Source organism: Enterobacter sp. DVT3837, assembly GCF_056238685.1.
On record NZ_JBWDLA010000004.1, the window covers coordinates 87,481 to 106,768 of the forward strand.

General features: G+C 48.2%; 9 protein-coding genes. All 9 read left to right on the top strand.

The features are described from left to right. Nucleotide 1 precedes the first annotated feature (1 nt). Genes AC0XWG_RS24950 through AC0XWG_RS24990 form a run of 9 tightly spaced genes read left to right on the top strand, consistent with a single transcriptional unit; the run spans nt 2 to nt 19,018 of the window. Nucleotides 2–2,149 carry an AAA family ATPase gene (locus AC0XWG_RS24950; protein ID WP_080828741.1) on the top strand — a complete coding sequence of 716 codons (2,148 nt, stop codon included), beginning with the start codon at nt 2–4 and terminating at the stop codon, nt 2,147–2,149. Continuing rightward, nucleotides 2,146–3,876, top strand: coding sequence for a Card1-like endonuclease domain-containing protein (locus tag AC0XWG_RS24955; RefSeq protein ID WP_475681153.1), 1,731 nt, complete (start codon nt 2,146–2,148; stop codon nt 3,874–3,876). The genes AC0XWG_RS24950 and AC0XWG_RS24955 overlap by 4 nt, the downstream gene beginning before the upstream one ends. A gap of 1 nt (nt 3,877) precedes the next feature. Then, on the top strand, nt 3,878–4,459 hold the full coding sequence (locus AC0XWG_RS24960; protein WP_475681154.1) for a vWA domain-containing protein: 582 nt from the start codon (nt 3,878–3,880) through the stop codon (nt 4,457–4,459). Continuing rightward, complete coding sequence (locus AC0XWG_RS24965; RefSeq protein WP_475681155.1) at nt 4,452–5,180, top strand: PP2C family serine/threonine-protein phosphatase; 729 nt, start codon at nt 4,452–4,454, stop codon at nt 5,178–5,180. Before AC0XWG_RS24960 ends, AC0XWG_RS24965 begins: the two co-directional genes overlap by 8 nt. Then, nucleotides 5,177–6,673 (top strand): protein kinase domain-containing protein, encoded by a 1,497-nt coding sequence (locus AC0XWG_RS24970; RefSeq protein ID WP_080828748.1) that lies wholly within the window; start codon nt 5,177–5,179, stop codon nt 6,671–6,673. Before AC0XWG_RS24965 ends, AC0XWG_RS24970 begins: the two co-directional genes overlap by 4 nt. After that, the gene (locus tag AC0XWG_RS24975; protein ID WP_080828750.1) at nt 6,670–10,104 is read left to right on the top strand and encodes a DEAD/DEAH box helicase; all 3,435 of its coding nucleotides are present in this window, start codon (nt 6,670–6,672) and stop codon (nt 10,102–10,104) included. The genes AC0XWG_RS24970 and AC0XWG_RS24975 overlap by 4 nt, the downstream gene beginning before the upstream one ends. After that, on the top strand, nt 10,101–12,257 hold the full coding sequence (locus tag AC0XWG_RS24980) for a hypothetical protein (RefSeq protein WP_164877746.1): 2,157 nt from the start codon (nt 10,101–10,103) through the stop codon (nt 12,255–12,257). Before AC0XWG_RS24975 ends, AC0XWG_RS24980 begins: the two co-directional genes overlap by 4 nt. Nucleotides 12,258–12,304: 47 nt before the next feature. After that, nucleotides 12,305–14,968: a chromosome partitioning protein ParA gene (locus tag AC0XWG_RS24985; RefSeq protein WP_088569358.1), complete on the top strand. Its 2,664-nt coding sequence runs from the start codon at nt 12,305–12,307 to the stop codon at nt 14,966–14,968. Nucleotides 14,969–14,971: 3 nt separating this feature from the next. Beyond that, the gene (locus AC0XWG_RS24990) at nt 14,972–19,018 is read left to right on the top strand and encodes a DUF2357 domain-containing protein (protein WP_080828754.1); all 4,047 of its coding nucleotides are present in this window, start codon (nt 14,972–14,974) and stop codon (nt 19,016–19,018) included. Nucleotides 19,019–19,288 lie beyond the last annotated feature (270 nt).

The following is a 19,288-nucleotide window of genomic DNA, read 5'->3' on the forward strand; positions in this document are numbered from 1 at the left end:
TATGGATATTAAAGGCATTATTGAGGCCATTCGTTCCGGTGTACCAGGCATTCAGATTCTGGGCCAGGACGTCAATCGAATCGATGAAGAAATCGAGACCGTTGCGACCACACTGGGCTTCAGGGTAAAGGAGTGGAATCTGGGGTATGGTTGGGTTGATTTTAAGACAAAAAGGGCTCTGAAACCGGATCAAGACGCATTGCTGTATCAGGATTTAAAAGCCATTGCGGATGACGATCCGACGGGTCGGATTTATGTCATACAGAACGCCTGTTCCGTATTGAAAGATGACATCAGAGCGATTGCAAGACTGCAGCAGGAATTGTTAAGGATCAAGCGTCACTTTAAGGGGCAGGCAGCGATCTTTTTCGTCTCAAAAGAGAGTATAGAATTTTCAGAGCTTGTGGATCTTTTGATCCCATTCTCTTGCTCTCCTCTTTCGTTAGAGCAAGTGGACGGCATTTTTGACTCTCTCTTACAGGAGTACTCTGTCACGGTTACTACCGCAGTGCGTAATTCTCTTAAGTCCATATTTTCAGGTATGGAGCGAGACAGGGTATTCCAAATATTCGAAACGCTAAACAATAAGTATAAGGGCACATTTCCCCAGGAGTCTGTGGGTGATGCTCTGGCCCTGAAAAAGAGAGCGTTATCTCGCTCCGGTTTGCTGGAGCTGGTCGATAGTCAAATAGATATTGGCCAAATCGGTGGGCTGGAACGGCTCAAAAGCTGGTTACGTAACAAGAAACACATCATTGATGATTTAACGAAAGCGCAGAGTTTGGGCATCTCGGCCCCCAAAGGTATGCTGTTAGCCGGTATGCCGGGATGTGGAAAATCAATGAGTGCAAAAGCGGTGTCTTCATTATTCAATGTTCCTCTTTTTCGTTTAGACATTGGCTCCCTGATGGGAAAATTTGTGGGCGAGAGTGAAGCAAATATGAAGGCCGCCCTAAAGGTTGCAGAACAAGCGAGCCCTTGCGTGTTGTGGATCGATGAACTCGAGAAAGCTTTTTCAGGCATTAACGGGACCGGGGGAAGCACAGAAATCACAACCCGTCTGTTTGGTTATTTTCTGACCTGGATGCAGGAGAAGCCGGGCGCGGTGTTTGTTGTGGCAACTGCCAATGACATTACCCATATCCCTCCAGAGCTATTGAGGCGGGGACGGTTTGATGAAATTTTTTATGTTAATTTACCCAGTGAACGTGAGCGAAAACAGATTTTCGCCGTTAAATTAAATCAACTGACCCTTCCACCTAAAGGGCTCGACCTTGCAGAGCTTGCAACCCTGTCTAAAGGTTTTTCCGGCGCTGATATTGAATGTGTTATCAATGATGCTTTAGAAAGTTTGTTCCGCAGTAATGAGCCTGTTCTGACCCAGGCCCTTATTAAGAAGCACATTGACCTGGTGATACCCATAAGTGTTGTTCTTAAAGAGAAAATTGCGGTCTACCAGGCGTTGTTTGAGAAATTGAGTCTCAAAGCCGCCTCCCTTGCAGAGGAAGATCTTGAGAACATTAATACACTGAGTGACAGCGATGCAGTATCGGAAAGAGAAAACGCCGCTTCAAATGAATTTATCGCATCTGAAAAGCTCATACAATTAGTTAATGATCAAAGCCCGTTCGTTCGCCAGGCTGCCTTAAAAAACCCTCAATGTCCATTTTCAGCCTTACAGCAAGTCGTAAACAGATATTGCAAATTTGATTTTAGTAAGCCAGGCTCCTGGAGTAACAACGAAATCACCAAAAATGAGTTCGAGCTGGCATTGCAGCACCCCAATATGAGTGGTGAGCTCATTCTTGAACTCCATTCAAAGCAACTGATTGATGCACAAAAGCTCTTATCGCTGGCCCATAAGATTTCATTTGAGGAGCGAAAAAAAATATTTGATTTGGCAACAATAAAATTACCTCGGCCTGTTACAGCAGGTACGGTTCAGAATATCCTTTGCTTTACAGGCAATATTGTTAAATATAACGATGTTCTTATTGAGATAGATAACGAGCGAGGTAACACCCAAAAAATCAACGCTTCTGTTGACGGACTTGTTGTCAAGGTGTGCGTCAAAACCGGTGAAACAATTCATGCAGGTGAACAGATCGCGCAAATACTCGTACCTAAAGGTCAGGGACGTATAAATTGAAAAAATATTTAATGACATGGTACGGAATGACGGATTTCAGGGCCTCTCTCGGACTGGAACAGACAACCGGCCCTGTTCTGGGGGCTTTGTTGGCGGAAGATTACACCGACGTGGTCATCCTGGGGTTTACGCGCCCGGTGAAAATCGAAAGCCACGCGGATGATGTCCAGCCAAAAACTGCCGCAACAGGAGGCGTTGACCCGGCTGCGGCAAGACAGTGTATTGGCCTGTTTTCAAATACAGAAGTTGCCCACACGCATTTCAATGAATGGCTAAATAAACAGCTTCAGGCTGCCGGTAAAAAAGTCGATGTACATTTTCAACCCGTGGAGCTGGCACATCTCAATGACACGGAAGGTATCTATGAGGCGGCAACGCAATCCCTTAACGCCGTTGCTGCCTCCGAAGGTGAAAAACTGGTTACGCTCTACCTGAGTCCGGGCACTCCGGTGATGGCATTCGTCTGGGCTTTTGCGGCCCTGAGGTACCCAACGCTAAAAAAACGTCTTATCGCATCTTCTCAGCCGGGCAAACCGCCGGAAAGAATCGTCCTGCCGAACGAGTGGCTGGAATGGCACGGAAGACAGGTCCGGACAGTCAGTGCGGGATCGGATCGGTATGATGCCATTTTTCACCTGTTCGGCGAACAGCGGATCCCTAACCTGCTTGGTGTACTCCAGTTTTTAAGCCGGAAGCATATCTTCGTGAATTCTGCCCAGTTTCCTGCCGATGTCATGAAACCGTTTCTTGGCGAAGCAGAATACGGTGAAATTGCGGTGGACCCGTATGATCCTGACAATGTCCGGTCCACCATTCTGGAGCAGATTGCGGACATGCCTGCTGAGGCGAAGATCGGCTTTAACTTAACGGGTGGCACCAAGTTGATGTATGCCGGGGCCCTTGCCGCCTGTCGCAAGGTGAATGCAACGCCATTTTATTTTGATTTTTCAAAGAAGCAGGTGATCAATCTAAATAGCTTCACGAAAAGTGAGATTGTTTCAATTGATTCGGTAGAAACATTCCTGAAGTTGAATGGTGATGGATTAACCATCTCTAAGCCCGGTCTGACTGAACACGATATTTCTCGCGAGATGATTACGGCTTCTCAGTTAATTTGGGAAAATCGTAATTTAATGGTGTCTAAGTATCGCGAACTGAAATCTTATCTCGAAGAGAAATCATTCAAATGTTGGGGGAATGACTTCTACGCAGAGCTGACAATAGAAAAACAAGGAAAACTGACCATCGGGGGTCAGTCGTTTGTGTTTGATGAATGTCCGAATTTTATGGAATTTCTCCTGGGGAAATGGTTAGAGGTGTATGTCTTTAGTGTGTTAATGCCGTTAAAAGAATCGGCCGTACTGAAAGATATACGCCTTGGGCTTGAAGTATCCGTTGAGGACGTTGATTCGAACGATAACTTTAAGTCCTATCATGATGGGTTTAAGGAAAAAACAGGTTATCAAGAATTTGATGTTATCTGTACCGACGGATACGCTTTATTTGTTATTGAATGTAAAAGTGGGAAAGTTGAATCACACCATATTTCGAAGCTTAGCGAAATTACCAAGCATTTTGGTGGGGTGAAAGGCAATGGGGTTATGATTTCAGCATTTCGCCCCTCACATCCTGTGGTTAAGCAAAAATCAGATGACCAGACGAATGTAAACTGGTTTTTTGGGGAGCATGCGTCAGACCGCTTGTTGAAGTTTTTTGAGAGTAATTAAAATGGACATATATTTTATTTTCGATACTTCAGGAAGCATGGATGAAATGGGGAAAGTTCATCTTCACCGGAATTTAGCCCGTTATGCAATTCAAGTGCCTAGCCTAGCTCAGGAAAGCTGTACGGATTTCGTCATCCGTTTATATCAGTGGCATCAGAATATTTCCGAGATCACGCTACAAAGCGATGGGGATATTCCATCCTTAACCGCAAAAGGCTCCTCGAGCCTTGCTGAGCTCTCTGATTTTTTATCCCAACATGTCTATAAGAGCGGGGTGGTAAGAGTTCTCATTCTGTCTGATGGCAATTTCCCCAGTTCAGACACCATCAACTTTCAAAACCAGCTTTGCACCTTCCCCGACCTCATTATCCGGACTGTTGCAGTCGGCGCTGATGCTGACCTATTGAAGTTGCGGAAACTGTCTACAAACAACACCGTTTACCTTCCGGAGAATATCGCTTCAGCGATGAACAGCACTCTCTTTGGCTTTGATGAGCCGGTGACCGCTCCGGTATCCGCAGCCCAGATACAGCACTCCGCACCCGCTGAAACAGTTGGGCCTGAGGAGGACTGGGATGCGTGATCCACTCTGGAACAGCTGGGGGGCCTCAGTAATCGGCCCCCTTCATGTTAAAGCGGGAATACCCAATCAGGATTCCTGGAGGGCGCGCCGGTATAAATGGGGAAATGTCGTCGTTGTATCGGACGGACTGGGCAGCAAGGCACATTCAGATCACGGGTCAAAAGCCGCCTGTCTAGCTGTCTTTGAGGCAGCCAGGAACTATCAGAATACCCCTGCGGCTTCTGTTGGTGATGTTCTCAGACTCATTCATGCCAACTGGCTTATGAAGATAGCGCCGTACTCTTCAACAGAGTGTTCGGCCACCTGTCTTTTCGTCATCCAGACAGAAGGAACTATCACTCTAGGTCGTCTGGGGGACGGCATGATTGCTGTCCTTGGCGAAACTGAGGAACACCACCTTATCCTCAGTGATACCCGACACGATTCCTTCTCAAACTTCACAAACAGTCTTCAACAGGCGTTTAGGCCCGAAGAATGGGAAACCGCGACGATTGCAAGCGCGGCGTGCCATGCCGTTGTGTTATGTACGGATGGGATATCCGATGACCTGTTACCTGAAAAACAGAAGATTTTTGCACAGGAGCTCTGCTCCACGTATTCAAACGTTAAGCCTGAGGAAAGAAAGCGGGATCTTCGGCGTTGGCTCAGTGAATGGCCGGTTCCAGGACACTCCGATGATAAGACGATTGCCTGTCTGTTTAAGCAAGGAGGCACCCGGTGAGTGAATGGTTCAATAGGTATGTGGATGAATATCAGAATGTGCACATTCAGGACAAGGTGCTCGGTCAGGGGGGCCAGGGTGTTGTTTTCCGTACCAGGGACCCTGATCTGGCGATCAAACTGGTGACCGATGAGAGCGGGAACCCTGTCACCGATGACGTCTTGGTGGAACGGTATTCGAAACGCTTTAAGCGCGTCCGGCTCTTGCCTCTGCCGGAAAACCTGAATATATCCGTACCGGCAGCGCTGCTTCAGAACAAGGCCGGATATGTGATGCAACTGTTGAGTGAAATGGTCCCGTTCAGCCATTTCTGGCTTGATGGCCAGACCGCAGAAAAAATGGGGCCTGACCAGATCCCGGCATGGCTTTCTGCCATGCCGGAGAACGAAGCTAAAAAGATCGTCCATTACTGCAAAACGGGCGGGCTAAGGCGCAGACTTCATGCGCTCTACAAGTGTGCATCATTACTGGCACGTCTCCATGGTAACGGCATGGTCTACGGTGATATCTCGCCCAACAATATCTTTATTTCAGAAGGCATGAATGATACCTCCGTCTGGCTGATTGATGCCGACAATATTCGATTTGAAATTTTGGCAGGGGGAAGTGTTGTTTACACACCAAAATACGGCGCCCCGGAGCTGGTTCAGGGCACTGATGGTGGAAGACCGTCAAGCGATTGTCATGCGTTTGCGGTGGTAGCGTTTTACCTTCTTTCGTTGATTCACCCGTTTGTTGGAAAAAAAGTGGATGGAACAGATGAAGGCGACTGGGCTGATGAAGAAAATGATGACGGGGATATAGAAGATAAGGCTTACGCTGGATTGCTCCCCTGGGTTGATGACCAAAATGATGATGCCAACTCTTCCGACAGCGGTCTGCCCAGATCCCTTCTCCTCACAGCGAAACTGACGGCCTTGTTTGAGAGCACATTCGGTCCGGGAAGGACATCTCCTTTGCTGCGGCCGACAATCTATCACTGGCCTGAAGCTCTCGCCCAGGCCGCGGATATGACCGTCACATGCCCGGGTTGCGCGATGCATTATTACTATGATTTTATTCACCCGGAAACAGAGGCGCACCATTGCCCTTACTGTACAACACCGAGGCCGCAGGTGCTCATTCTGGAGTCTTATCGATGGAAGGGCAGTGACACCCCCCTGGAACTTCCCTGCTGGCGCTATGTCCGCGAGATCCCGCCGGGGTCAGAGCTGACAGTACCGAGACGCGTCTTTGATGAGTTTCTCATGCTTGATTCTGATACAGCAGAGGTGCTCATCTCTTCAGGCGATGAGGGCATTCTGATTAAAAAGTCAGATCATGCTAAAGCCGATGTCTCTGTTGCCGCTGACAGCCATCCGCAACGTGGTTTTCAGACAGTTTATTCACAGATGAAAATAGACCGTGCAACCCCGGATGTTCAGTTTTGGATGTTCTCAAACATGAATAGTCCCCGGTTGGTTAAATGCATGATCAGCGGAAGTGACAAATGAAACTCAAAGACATAAATGCTGAAATCACTTTTGAATTATGGATGACGCCGGCGCTGTACGAAGAGACGCCAACCACGGGGGTGGGCTCTATTGCTCCTCACCAAAATGACCAGGCATACAGATTAAGAATCGATGGCCGGCAGTGGAGCATGGTGCTTCGGGATACTCCGGCCGGAAACGATCTAAATTTTCACTTAAAAAAAGGCTGTGCGCACCTTGCCGAAGTCATGCTGATTGCACAGGATCGCAGTGTGTTGGTGAAAATTGTCTTTTTTAACGGCGAAGTTGTTGAAATTGGTGATGTGGAGATCGGCATTGATGAGCGCATAGAGTTAACGGCGAAAAAAAATGGCATTCGCTTCAGTGGCACTGAAGCGCTGGGGGGCGTATTAAACGAAAAATGTAACATCAACGTTGGTGGCGACGATTACTTTCTGCTAATGAGTGGACCATCCGCTAGGGCTGACTTTGAAGCGGATATGTCTGAAGAGGGAGGCTCACCTGATCCCCAGGGCGTTGTTCAGGAAAAATACAGGGAATTTTCTGTCTATGGTGAGAGGGTGCGTATTCCGGTTGAAAGGCGCAATGTCGAGCCGTTCAGGGATATCTATTTTGCGACCAAAGCTATCTTTAGAGACGATCATAAGAGGGAAGGATCATTACGTCTGGCAAGGGGGAGGGTCCGGTTTACTGATTACACGAAGACGGGACGCATCCGTGCTTTAGCTGCCGGCGCGATGAGTCAGCTTTCCAGGGAAACTGGGAGTTACCTGAAACAGTGGGACGAATACGGCGCAATTGAAGGTGAAATGTTGCTGGCCCGGGCAAAAGCTGTTGGCAGGGTGGATTATCATGGCACTGAACAGACAACAAAAGGGGTTAAGTTTTTTGTGTCGTCTGTTCCGGAACAACTTAGCGAAGGCGATGAGATAGAGATCACCTCCGAGGAGCCTTTATACCTCAGGGCTCCGGATCTTACTTGGGAAGCTTACAGCAAGGCTCTGGAAGAAGAATTTGCCACCAAACGGGATCGAAAAAAGAACGATGCTGAAATATCCGTTTCTGTTTATGCCCCGATCCTGACAATTTCAAAGACCAGTATTGAACTGGATCTGCCGTCAATTCCGTCCGGTCAGATGTTTTTGATCCTGTCCATAAATGGCGACAAAATTCAGATTGAAAGACGAATGCGGGCACGTTCAGCCATTCTGGAAGGACGCTGCGCAAATCCGCTTCTCGGCCTGCTTATTGAAGAAGGCGGTATACTCCCGGACATACAGCGTGTCACCAAACTGAAACCTTTGACGTCTTTTGTGAAAGAGAAAATTTTCAGGCATGAACCAACGCCTAAACAGACAGAGGCCATCGATGTCGCACTGAACACCCCGGATATTGCGCTTGTTCAGGGGCCTCCGGGAACAGGGAAAACAACGGTTGTGACAGCCATTCTTGAACGGCTCAATGAGGAATATGATAAAACCCGCTCGATAAGAGGTCAGATACTTGTCTCCGGTTTTCAGCATGATGCCGTTGAGAATATTGTGGCAAGGCTGAGTGTGAATGCGCTTCCGGCAGTGAAGTTTGGCACCCGGTCTGGTGGCTCAGAATTTACGACAGATGCCGTTACTGAAAAACTGAACAAATGGTGCGCCACTGTCGCCGGAAAGATTCGAACCAAAAACCCTCAAATGGCTCAGACGGAGCATCAGGTCAGACTGACAGAGCAGTTTGTCGCCTATTCACTGTGCCCCTCAAAGAACAACACCGCCAGTTTAATAAAGCGTATTCTGGATTTGCCCAGAGACGTGATTTCTGAAGATATCACCCGTGAGGCTGAAGACATCATCCATTCCCTGCAAACGGAGCCCACGTCAGACGATCCTTCCACCTTGCGGCTCGTGAGGGCTCTGCGTGTCAGTGAAGCCGCCTTTGTTGACGACGGTGCGGTAAGAGCGGTTGATTTACTGGACAAGATAGAAGACGGACCGGCTAATCCGGATTTACGTGTTCTTGAAAAAGCGGCTCGCTGGCGCAGCGGTAAGCCGCTGAATTTTCTTCCAGAACTCAGAGAACTGAAAGCATCATTGCTCTATCAATATCTGCCCTCGCCTGATTTCAGGACAGAAAAACCAAGAGAGGATGTGTTGAGACTGGTGACAACGGTATCTCAGAGTCTGGAGAAAGAACTCAGTTCAACCCGTAAACGGGATGCAATACTGGCTGAGTTTTTACATGAGCTTGAAGACAATCCTGATGGCGTGCGTGAGGCCATAGAGGACTACAACTTTGTGTATGCGGCCACCACGCAACAGGCTGTCGGAAAAGACATCATCCGGTCAAAGAATAAAAACGTCCAATATGATCAGCGAACGGAAATGGTTAAGTACGACACGGTGATCATCGATGAGGCCGCGAGAACCAGTCCGCGAGATCTGCTTATCCCGATGTCCCAGGCGGTAAAAAGGATAATTCTTGTCGGGGACCACAGGCAGTTGCCTCACCTGATTGACCAGGAGGTCGCCAGAGCTCTCGAAGGTGACGATCGATCAGGTCCGCCGGTTGATGTCGATTTTGTGAAGAAAAGCATGTTTGAGTATCTGTTCAACCGCCTGAAAAAACTGGAGGAGAAGGACGGCATCAAGCGAACGGTGACACTGGATGCGCAGTACCGTACACACCCGTTGTTGGGGGAGTTTGCAAGCCGCAACTTTTATGATCGATACAATGAAGGTTATCGTTCTCCTTTAGGCGCTAAATATTTTACCCAGAAATTAAACGGCATCGAAGATAGCGCCGCCGTCTGGATCCATGTGCCCAATGAGGCTGGAAAAGAGCAGCGTCTTGAGAGTGGCAGTCGTGATAGAGAGGCTGAAGCTAAAATTATCGCCAGGCGACTAAGTGACTGGATTAAGTCAGATGAGTCCACTGCAGATTATATGAAGACGTTAACCCATGATGACAGGCAACCCGGCCTTAGCTTTGGTGTCATCAGTTTTTATAAAGCCCAGGTATTTGCTGTTTATAAAGCCCTGCAAAAATACGGTATCACGGAACGGGCACAGGATGGTACATGGCAGATATGTCAGGAATACCGCTTTCTCGACAATGGTGAAGAGCGGCTCCGCATCGGCACCGTTGATGCCTTTCAGGGGATGGAATTCGACATTGTGTTTCTTTCCATGGTGAGGTCTCAGGATATGAACGCCTTGCCGCCTCATATACGCAACGAGGAGGATGACAAAAAGAAACAGCAAAAACTTTTCGGGCATCTCATGTCGGAAAACCGCCTCTGTGTGAGTATGACTCGCCAGAAAAAGGTCCTGGCCATAGTGGGAGATGGCGTGTTTGCGAACACCCAGATAGCGGAGGATGCCGTTCCAGCCCTGAAAAACTTCTATGATTTGTGCCATGAAAAGGGGGTGATCCTGTGAGTGCAAAACCCAAAGATCATCGTCCTAAAGTCATCAGTTTCCGCACCGCACTGGATGGATTGAACATCGCTGCCAGACAAAGTGTTCTGTGGCCATGTCATGCCTTCAACATCTCACTTCCGCAAAAGAAAAAGAGCGGTCTCAATGTGTTCGAAGAAACTGTTCTGAAGATCACAGAGATTGAATCCGGCGACACAGAAACGATTGCGCAGCTCACGTGCCTGGAGAAGGAGCTGGTGGCTTTTATTCAGAGTCGCCTCAACCAGCTCGGTCTTTTGAATGATCGCTATGAGTTGTCTCAGCAAGGACAGGCGCTTTTGAACGAGTGGCAGAATAAATCCGACGGAGATCTGGAATACACCGTGGCTACGGTGTTTGTGGATCTGCTGTACGGAAAGCTTCTACCTTATGTCAGTACAAAACAGCTGAGCTACAAAAAAATAGAGACCCTTTACTCAAAAGAGAATCTTCAGAAAAAGGGGGAGTTTGAACACTATGTGAATTTTTTCATCAACCCCACTGATGATAAATACATTCGGGCGATTCAGATACGTCCAGCAAACGACGCTTTCTGGAAAACCGTTCCTGACGCCAACGACATCATCAGAGCTATCAGGGAATTTAAGAGGAGATATAAGCGGCAGGCGCTGTTGAACCAGGGCGTAGAGCAGTACCCACCTCCGATCCCTGTGGCTGAAGCCATATCCTTACAGGCGAATCCGGAACTGGTTTACCTGCATTGCCACGCCCTGATCCAGACAGGCAATTCTGACATTCTGGTGACGGATGGATGCGGCTTCGGCTTCTCTGAGAGCTTTGCCAGTTACCTTATGTCTCAGAATTGGCAGTGGGTCATCGACCTGAAGAATAAAGGGGTTGTCGACACGCTGAACCCCGACCAACGCAATGAAGAGGCTGAAGAAGACTCTTCAGCGGCGGATGAGTTGAAGCAATATCCGCGGATAGCGCGCCCACTTCGGCGCGCACAAGCGTATCTGTCAGACGCTGAAAAAATCAGGATTGATTCATCAAATGATGAGCAGGAATTCACCCGCCTGACCGGCCTGGCGGTCGTCGCCCTGTATGAAGCAATAGAATGGGCGTTGCGGTTTATTGTTTCGGATAACCCAGTGACGCACTGGGAGCGATTATTATCATCACAGTCCTACAGGGAAAATGACAAGATACTTCGCTCGTTTGCCACCCGGATTGGATTTGATGTTTCAGAGAGTGTGAAGGGCCTGCTTCAGGTTAAACCCGGCAAAATCAGAGCCGTTGACCATGGTGCTTCCGAGATGCAGCCGCTACTGGCTATGGCAATCGCCGGGGCGATCAATGATCCCAGCCATCCACTTAATCGTCTGGCCATTGAAGACGCAGGATGTCTCTCTTTTATTCACGCGCTGAAAGACGTCAGGGATCCTGTTTCCCATGGAAACACAATGGGTGTGCAGCTCTCAAGGGAAACCCTTCAGGGCTATTGCAGGAGAACCGTTCGGCTTATTCAATTACTGATACCGGATATCACGCGGGATGCTGATACAGCCAAAACACGGCAGAAAACCGATATTGATCAGGTCAGACTGAAGGCCAGGATCGAACTGGACAGGTCATTGGGGCTGGGTTTCGTCCACGCGGTTTCCCCGTCGTTGCGGGAAGAACTGGTCAAAGTGACGATCTTAAACCAGATGACGACTCTGGATAATGAACAGCAACAGTGCTACATAAATTTACTGGCGTCCATTATGCAACTGTCGTTATTTGAAGCCGCTAAGGACCGGATAACCCCCTTCAAAAACCGAACAAACCTGAAGGATGAGGCGATTGAAAAAATCGTTCAATCCGGTTTTTATCCCGCACCTGATGCCATACCAGTGCAAATCAGTACGGTAAACAGCAGTCGACTATCTCGTGCTGTGCAAGGTTCAAGCACAACTCTTGGGGCTCAACTTCTTGCGCTTTGTTTATTGGCATCAGAAAGCGAAAGGGTCGCACTCAAAAGGTCTTTTCCGGATTGTTTCGAGCTTATCGCCAGTTTAATCAAACTGCGTGGGCACGGTAATCACCAGAAATTTGACTATTCAAGGGAATACCTGGCGTCATTAAAAATGAACGTATTCAAACTCATCAAAATAATTATGGAAGAATTTTAGTGGACTCTAAAAAAAATAATAGCGTTCAGTTTACTGCGGATAATGATATGGAAGATCTGACGAATAACACAATCAACGTAACGGAGAGTGAGTTCCTGAATAAACTGCAGGAACTGAAGGAACGGGAAGACTTTCTGACGCAAAAAGAAACGGTTTTAGCCCAAAAGGAACAGGCGCTACAGGCGGCTAAAGACGCGATGGCCCAAAAAGAAGCAGAGCTGAATGATAAATATGTTCATCTTCAGGAGATGGAGCTTCATGCAAAAAACGGCTTTCCGCAATTCTTTGAGGAAAAGTTTGCAGCATTCAAAAAACAACTGGCGCAGCGGGAAGCTCAGTGTGTAAGTGAGCGGGAAACTCTCGAAGCTGAAAAGGAAAAATTGCGGCAAAGAGAGGTCGCTGTTCAAAAGGCGGAAATCCAAAGGGACAGGGGGTATGCCGATGAAAGGGCCAGGCTTGATGATGAACTCTTCAGTCTCAGAAAAGGACAGGAAAAAGATCTGGAGTCAAAACGCGCCAGCGCCCTGACGGCCCTTGAAGAAGAGCTTACAGTGGAGAGAGTCTCCAGAATAGCAAACCTGGGGAAAGAGATAGCTGACCGGCTAAGCGCGCATGAAGCGGCTATTCAACAGGATAAGGATGAACTCGAACAAAAAAGAAAGGCATTCCTTAAGAACCAGGCGGAGCTTGATGAACTCAGGGATGAACTTGAGTACCAGAAACAGCGCCTTCGCTCTCATAAAGACCGACTCGAGGAAAGAGAATCTGGTCTGAACCTTGAGGTGGATGCCAGGATTGCTCAGCGGAAACACTCTTTCGAGAGTGAGAAGTCTGTGCTTAACGATGAAATTGCCCGTTTGAGGGAATCCCTCAAAACAAGCAGTGCCCTCATTTCAAACTTCGAAGTACTGAAGCATAAGCTCGGTGATGAAGATCCTGCCGCCGTTTTACTTAAGCTGAAAACCTATGAAGAGGAAATCAACACCCTGCGCGAGGATCTTGCCACACGCCCAACGCAGGAGATGCGGGACGCCTTTGATCGTTTGACGTCTGAACAGAACGAACTGAAACTGGCCTGTGAGCGATTCTCTGAAGAAAATGAGGGGCTCAGAAGTGCAGCACGCGCACAGTCAGATCTGGAAATGCAGGTAGCGGAACTGACCGATAAAAACAAATCGCTGCTGAGGCGGTTTGAATCCGTGGATGCCGACAACAACCGCTTGATGGAGGAGCTTAAACGCTTGCAATCCTCTTACGAACGGGAACAGGACCGTGAGGCAAGGATTCGGGACATTGAAACGCCATACGTTCAAAAGGAACTGCCTCGTGCGGTTGAAAACGTTGAAGAGCTTCAATGGCTGGACGGCATCCGTCAATCCTGCATCGATTATGGGCTGAGATTCCCGCGGCGAATTTTACACGCATTCCACACGGCACTAAAAACGTCAGAGTGGTCTCCTGTGACTGTTCTGGCAGGCGTGAGTGGAACCGGAAAGTCTGAACTGCCAAGGCTGTATTCACATTTTGGCGGCATAAACTTTTTGAGTCTGGCCGTGCAACCCAACTGGGACAGTCAGGAATCCATGCTGGGTTTCTTCAACTCTATCGATAACAAGTTCGATGCCCAACCGGTTCTGCGTTTACTGGCACAAAGTCAGAAGGCGCAGGCTGAAGGCTATCCTTTTGGTCTTAAAGATGCCATGAATCTGATATTGATGGATGAAATGAATCTTGCCCATGTCGAACTCTATTTTGCGGAATTCCTGAGCAAGCTTGAGCTGCGCAGAGGAATGAAAAAAGAACTCCCCTTCCTTGATGTTAAGCTGGGGGCCGGAATTCAGCCCTATCAATTGCCAATCGGTCGTAATGTGCTCTGGGCTGGCACAATGAATCAGGACGAGACAACGAAATCCCTCTCAGACAAGGTCCTCGACAGGGGAATTGTCATCAACTTTCCCCGACCGACTACGCTGGAAAGACGCCGTCAGCTGATTCCGTTAGGCGACCAGGCGCCATTACTGTCCCGCAGACTGTGGGAGAGTTGGTGGTGCAGAGAAAGTAAATTCAGCGATGATCAGATTTTGCCCTTTAAGGGTTTTATTGAAGACATGAACGATGCTCTTTCTAAAGTCGGAAGAGCACTGGGGCACAGGGTGTGGCAATCGATCGAATACTACATGGCAAATTATCCTGATGTGCTCGACGCCCAGAGAAAAAATGATGATGCAGGCCTGGTCAAAGCCATGAAAGTCGCTTTTGAAGATCAGCTTGTTCAAAAGGTTATGCCTAAGCTGCGCGGCATCGAAACCCGAGGTAAATCCAGAACGGACTGTCTTGACCGAATTCGTACTCAACTGGTGAATGACAACTATACGATAATCGAAGATTTCGATCTGGCGTGCGAATTTGGTTACGGTCAGTTCATCTGGAGCAGTGCTAATTACTTAAAAGACGATGAGTCATTGAATGGTCAAACTGGTAACAACGCCAGTGCCAGTGAAGCCAGTATGCTGTCATCTGAACACGCCGGACTTCATTATCGGTCTGCTGCAGGCGCAAGCGCTATTCCTGCTGAGCTCAGCGTGTATGCAAGTAATAGTGCAAGGGAACTCTGGCAGCTGACAACAAACGAAATAATGACCGTCCTGAAATGTGATGCAAAAGAAGCAAAGGCTATCAAGTCTTTGTGTAATGCGACCAGGGAATCATAAGTCATGGAGGGTACATTCAAAATTGACTCTGTTGAGTCTGTTTACAGGTGTCTAAATAATACCGATGAGTTAAAGGCTCATGCCCAGTTAATTCTTGTGGTTCGCAACTGGCTGACGGAAGTGTCGAACTTCGACCCAGTTTCCGGACTTGTCCTGCATACCGGTATCGACGATTTCTTGGATGTTGTGGCGAAATCGGTGCGGGATACCTCACCAGAGGAGGAGACAAAAGACCGTATCTATCGCGTGGTATCACATGTGAAGGACGCTGTCCTGGCAATAATGGAGCATACCCGGGATAAGGTGATACGCGAACATGCCATGCTGCCGATATATGCGGCGAGAGAGGTTGACAGCAACAGTGTTCAATGGCTAAGCCGTCAGCCGGGCAGGACACTCCGAGAAAAGCTTTCCGGTAAGCCTTATATGAAGGCCGTCAGACGGAGGAGCAGTGTGGATACGTCGGAAAACAGACTGATGAGAGCTTTTCTCTTCCGGCTGGAACACATTCTGACAGAAAGACAGGGTGCATTATCTGCCGCAAAAGAAGAGACCTGTGAGGACATACTTGTTTCCCTTCAGCGATGGCTAAGAACTGACGATGCCGCTGAAATCGGTGCATGGGGAAATCTTCCGCCCAACAATACGCTTCTGCAGGACAAGCGTTATCGAAAAATATGGGATGGCTGGCTCTGGCTCCAGGCCAGCGACGTTCAGATAACCGAGGACAGCAAACGGCTTAATAAAGACCTACTCACCGTTATCTACTGGAATACACTTTCCCAGCTTTACGCGAGTGGTGGCTTTCGGACAGTTCAGCAACCGGTCGGCTTTGATTACGACAACTTTTCTATCGTGTCTGAATTTCCCATTCGGGGATATCTATTCCCCGGGTATGGCGCAAAGAAAAAAGGGAAAGTTAAGTTCATTAAGCCAGAGAGTTTATTCGGATTTATCACGTCTGAAGAGGGTGTGGACTTATTTTTCCACCAAAAAAATCTATCTCAAAAATTAGACATAAACTCACTAACTGCTGGAGATGAGGTGTCTTTTGTCATTGGCAGTAACCCAAAGGGGGAATGTGCTGATGACATCGACCGTCTGGCGGGGATCATCCCTGTGGCGTTCAATTTGACGGGGGATAAATGGGAGTTACACGTCGGTGAGGATAAGTATTTATTACATATCGTTTCGGGGTATCTGGTTATTGCGTCAGCTCAGGGCGTAAATAAAAAATTAAAAATCGAGCCTGCAGCGATCAACGAGATACCGAAGACGATAATGTCATTCGTCACGGATGCCCCGCCTGAATACGCTGCGCCGACGAATACTGAACGTGACCCGATACGGATGGAGAGCACCGTTGTGGATCTGTGTTCAGTCCGTCCTGCGTTCACGCACGGTACAGGCTCCCAGGCGCATCTGCCATTCAGGTTGGTTCAGCAGTACTGGCCCCTGCATTCTGATGGCGAAGTGGAGATTGACTGCGGTTACGCTAAATGCATCGCCCTGCATTCCGGTATTCAGACGGTCAGCATGAGGAGCCTCTTTTCACCTGACTCAACACTGCCCGAGGCTACTAAAAGCCGGGCATCGATGTTTTTTATTAAAAAGTTGAGTGACTATATCAAGGCAGATAAGTTGACCTATCTTATTCCTGATTGGGGGAATGATTTCGATCTGGAGGGGATACGAAAAAGCGCCAATTTTTATTTTGATGAGTCAACTCCGCTTCCCAAAAGTATCGCTGCTATCTTTGCATGGCAATCGTCGAAGAAATTTGTACAGGACAGCGTCCAGGGCAATGATGTTGTGCTGGTGATTGATTCCTTTGACGGTGGCATTTCAGTAACCCCGGTTCAGGCAATTTACCAACCGGAGCTTGAGGGACTGTTGCCTGAGACAAAAGGTATTAGCTGGGAAAGACATCCTACGGTTAATCAGCCCGACAGCGGCATTCATAATGCCATGGTCCGCAATCTTGACGGGAATGGCTGCCAGACATCTGAAGACCTTCTTCATTTGTTTGGATTCGAGGGTTTAGCCAGCGATGCCGGAGACGTGTCTTTTGTCAACGATGAACGCTGGTATAACGTTCCGGGTTCTGTTCGGGAGGTTCTGACTCAGGATCTAGATCTCAGCATATTGTCAAACACCGCCATCAGTAACTGCCTGAACTCTGCAAACCTGGATTGTCGGGGCGCGAATGTCTTTATCCTGCCTCTTGACGTTACCCTCAGGAAACCCGATGGGCGAATGGATTATAAGTGGCTGGGGTCTGCATGGTCGCCAATTAAAGGCAGCCAGACCTTAAACAGATGGCAGGAGGAAGTGGGTGATATGACCCTCTGGCGTGATCATCTGCCAGCGCTATCGATAGAGGTACAGAGTGACAAAGGGTATAAGGTTAATTTTTATCTTGTAAAAGACGCGACAGTAACGCCGCAACGTGGCAGAACGGTGGATATACCCGTGGAAGAATGGTTCACGCTTCCCGCGGGACAAACGCATTATCGTTTTCCCCTGCAACAGGGAGAAGGCAATAAAGAGATGCGGTTTGTTGCATACCTGATGTCGCCAGCTTTTCCATTAAAGAAGGACACAACGTGCAAGCTGAAGATGACCTATACCTATGGCGCGGATGACCCGTACGAACTGAAATTCCTTCCGCTGGATTCAGCGGAAGCAGGTTTTAAATCTGTCCGAGTTGAGTGGCGCTCAGCATCAGAAAGGGGGATTGCCGATCTGGCGAACTTACCGATTCCGGATTTCCCGGCCAGAAAAAGCTGGTCCGATTTTCAGTCCTTCCCGAAAGACGATGGTAAGAGCGTCTCTGACCTCCTGGACTGGTGTTGCTCCAAAATTTCAGGTTTGAATGATCTGATCTCCTTTGATTATGAAAAGGAATTTCAATCCATCCTGAATAAAAGAAAAGTCGGCTATCTGGAATGGGGAAGCACAGACAGTAACGGGAAATACTATTGTCGCGTCAATGTTGAGGGACAGAGTGTGTTTTGCCACAGTTCTCACTTTATTGAGGCTGTTGATGAAAACTCCCTGCATAAAGGCTGCCCGGTTTATCTGGATGTATTTACGAATGAAAAAGGGCCTTACGGAGCAACGATATCCTTTTTGGAGCGCGTCCCCTCACAGCTTCAGGAGAAGGCACAGGATACCCTCAATCGGAAGCTGTCCAGAATCATTGAATATGCTGAAAAAGGGATCTTCAGCCTCCGTTTCCCCGCATTAACCATCTGGAATCACGGTCACTCGCTTTCCGAGCCAGATGTGCCCGACCATTTTAGAAACGCGATACTCGACGGAACACAAAAGATCATATCGATAATTGAGTCTGAAAATATGCCGGACACGCTTAAAGAGGAGCTTTTCTTCTTTCTGTGCTGTCTGCATAAGGACGCCCCTGAAATGGTTGGCTCCCGGCTTCTTGATGCAGTGAAGGATAGAAAGCTGTTGCGGAAGTACCACAAGAATATTGCTTTCGCCATCGGTAATGCCGACCTGTCTTACCAACAAGTGCTGTTGGAGAATGTCATTGATCCCATTGATAATGAGGGCCTGACCAGATCCATTACCCTGGAAGTTTTGTCGATAGTGCTTTGGCGTTCCAGAACAGTGATAAACAGATTTACTAAAGAGAAGCTCGAGGCTTTATCCGTAAGCTTATATCGTTGCCTCAGGTTCGATATTCAAAAGCTGGATAGTGAAGGAACGAGATACCAAATCGCGACTCTTGGTAAGCATCTGGAGCTTCTGCTGGCATTGCTGAGAAGCAGAGGTTCCGAGGATGAAGGTCTAAAAATGATTTTCGCGCCAGATAATGAACGGACCCAAAAATTTGTGGACCTGATCGATCGCGTTTCCAGGTTAGTGATCGACAACAATATTGGTTTGCAGTCTCGCATCAATCTGCAAATTGAAAAGCCGAAAATTTTTCTTAATACTCCCGACCTTTTATATGCATTACGCATGTATCTGACGGGAGACGCAGGTGCAAGCGGGATAGGCATTACGTCTGTTTCAGACGATTAACCAAACGGTCCGAGTCGAGTGAAGCAGGGCCTAATTGTTGTTATCTATCTTATTGGCGTGTTCTTAGAGAGCCTTCTCATTATCGTGTCGAAGGTTCTTTAAATATGAATGACCTGATTATGCGGGATATTGACAGAATGACGGGCAAAACCCATGCCCAGTGTGTCGATGTAAAGCGCGAAGCGCAGATCCACATTCACACCGCCAGCGACGTTAATTCGAACAGGCCGAGAAGAGAGGCCTGAAACTCACCGAATGGCTGATTGAGGC

Coding starts and splice junctions, on each gene's coding strand:
- AC0XWG_RS24950 (WP_080828741.1), top strand. CDS start 2: ATGGATATTAAAGGCATTATTGAGGCCATTCGTTCCGGTGTACCAGGC.
- AC0XWG_RS24960 (WP_475681154.1), top strand. CDS start 3,878: ATGGACATATATTTTATTTTCGATACTTCAGGAAGCATGGATGAAATG.
- AC0XWG_RS24965 (WP_475681155.1), top strand. CDS start 4,452: ATGCGTGATCCACTCTGGAACAGCTGGGGGGCCTCAGTAATCGGCCCC.
- AC0XWG_RS24975 (WP_080828750.1), top strand. CDS start 6,670: ATGAAACTCAAAGACATAAATGCTGAAATCACTTTTGAATTATGGATG.
- AC0XWG_RS24985 (WP_088569358.1), top strand. CDS start 12,305: ATGGAAGATCTGACGAATAACACAATCAACGTAACGGAGAGTGAGTTC.
- AC0XWG_RS24990 (WP_080828754.1), top strand. CDS start 14,972: ATGGAGGGTACATTCAAAATTGACTCTGTTGAGTCTGTTTACAGGTGT.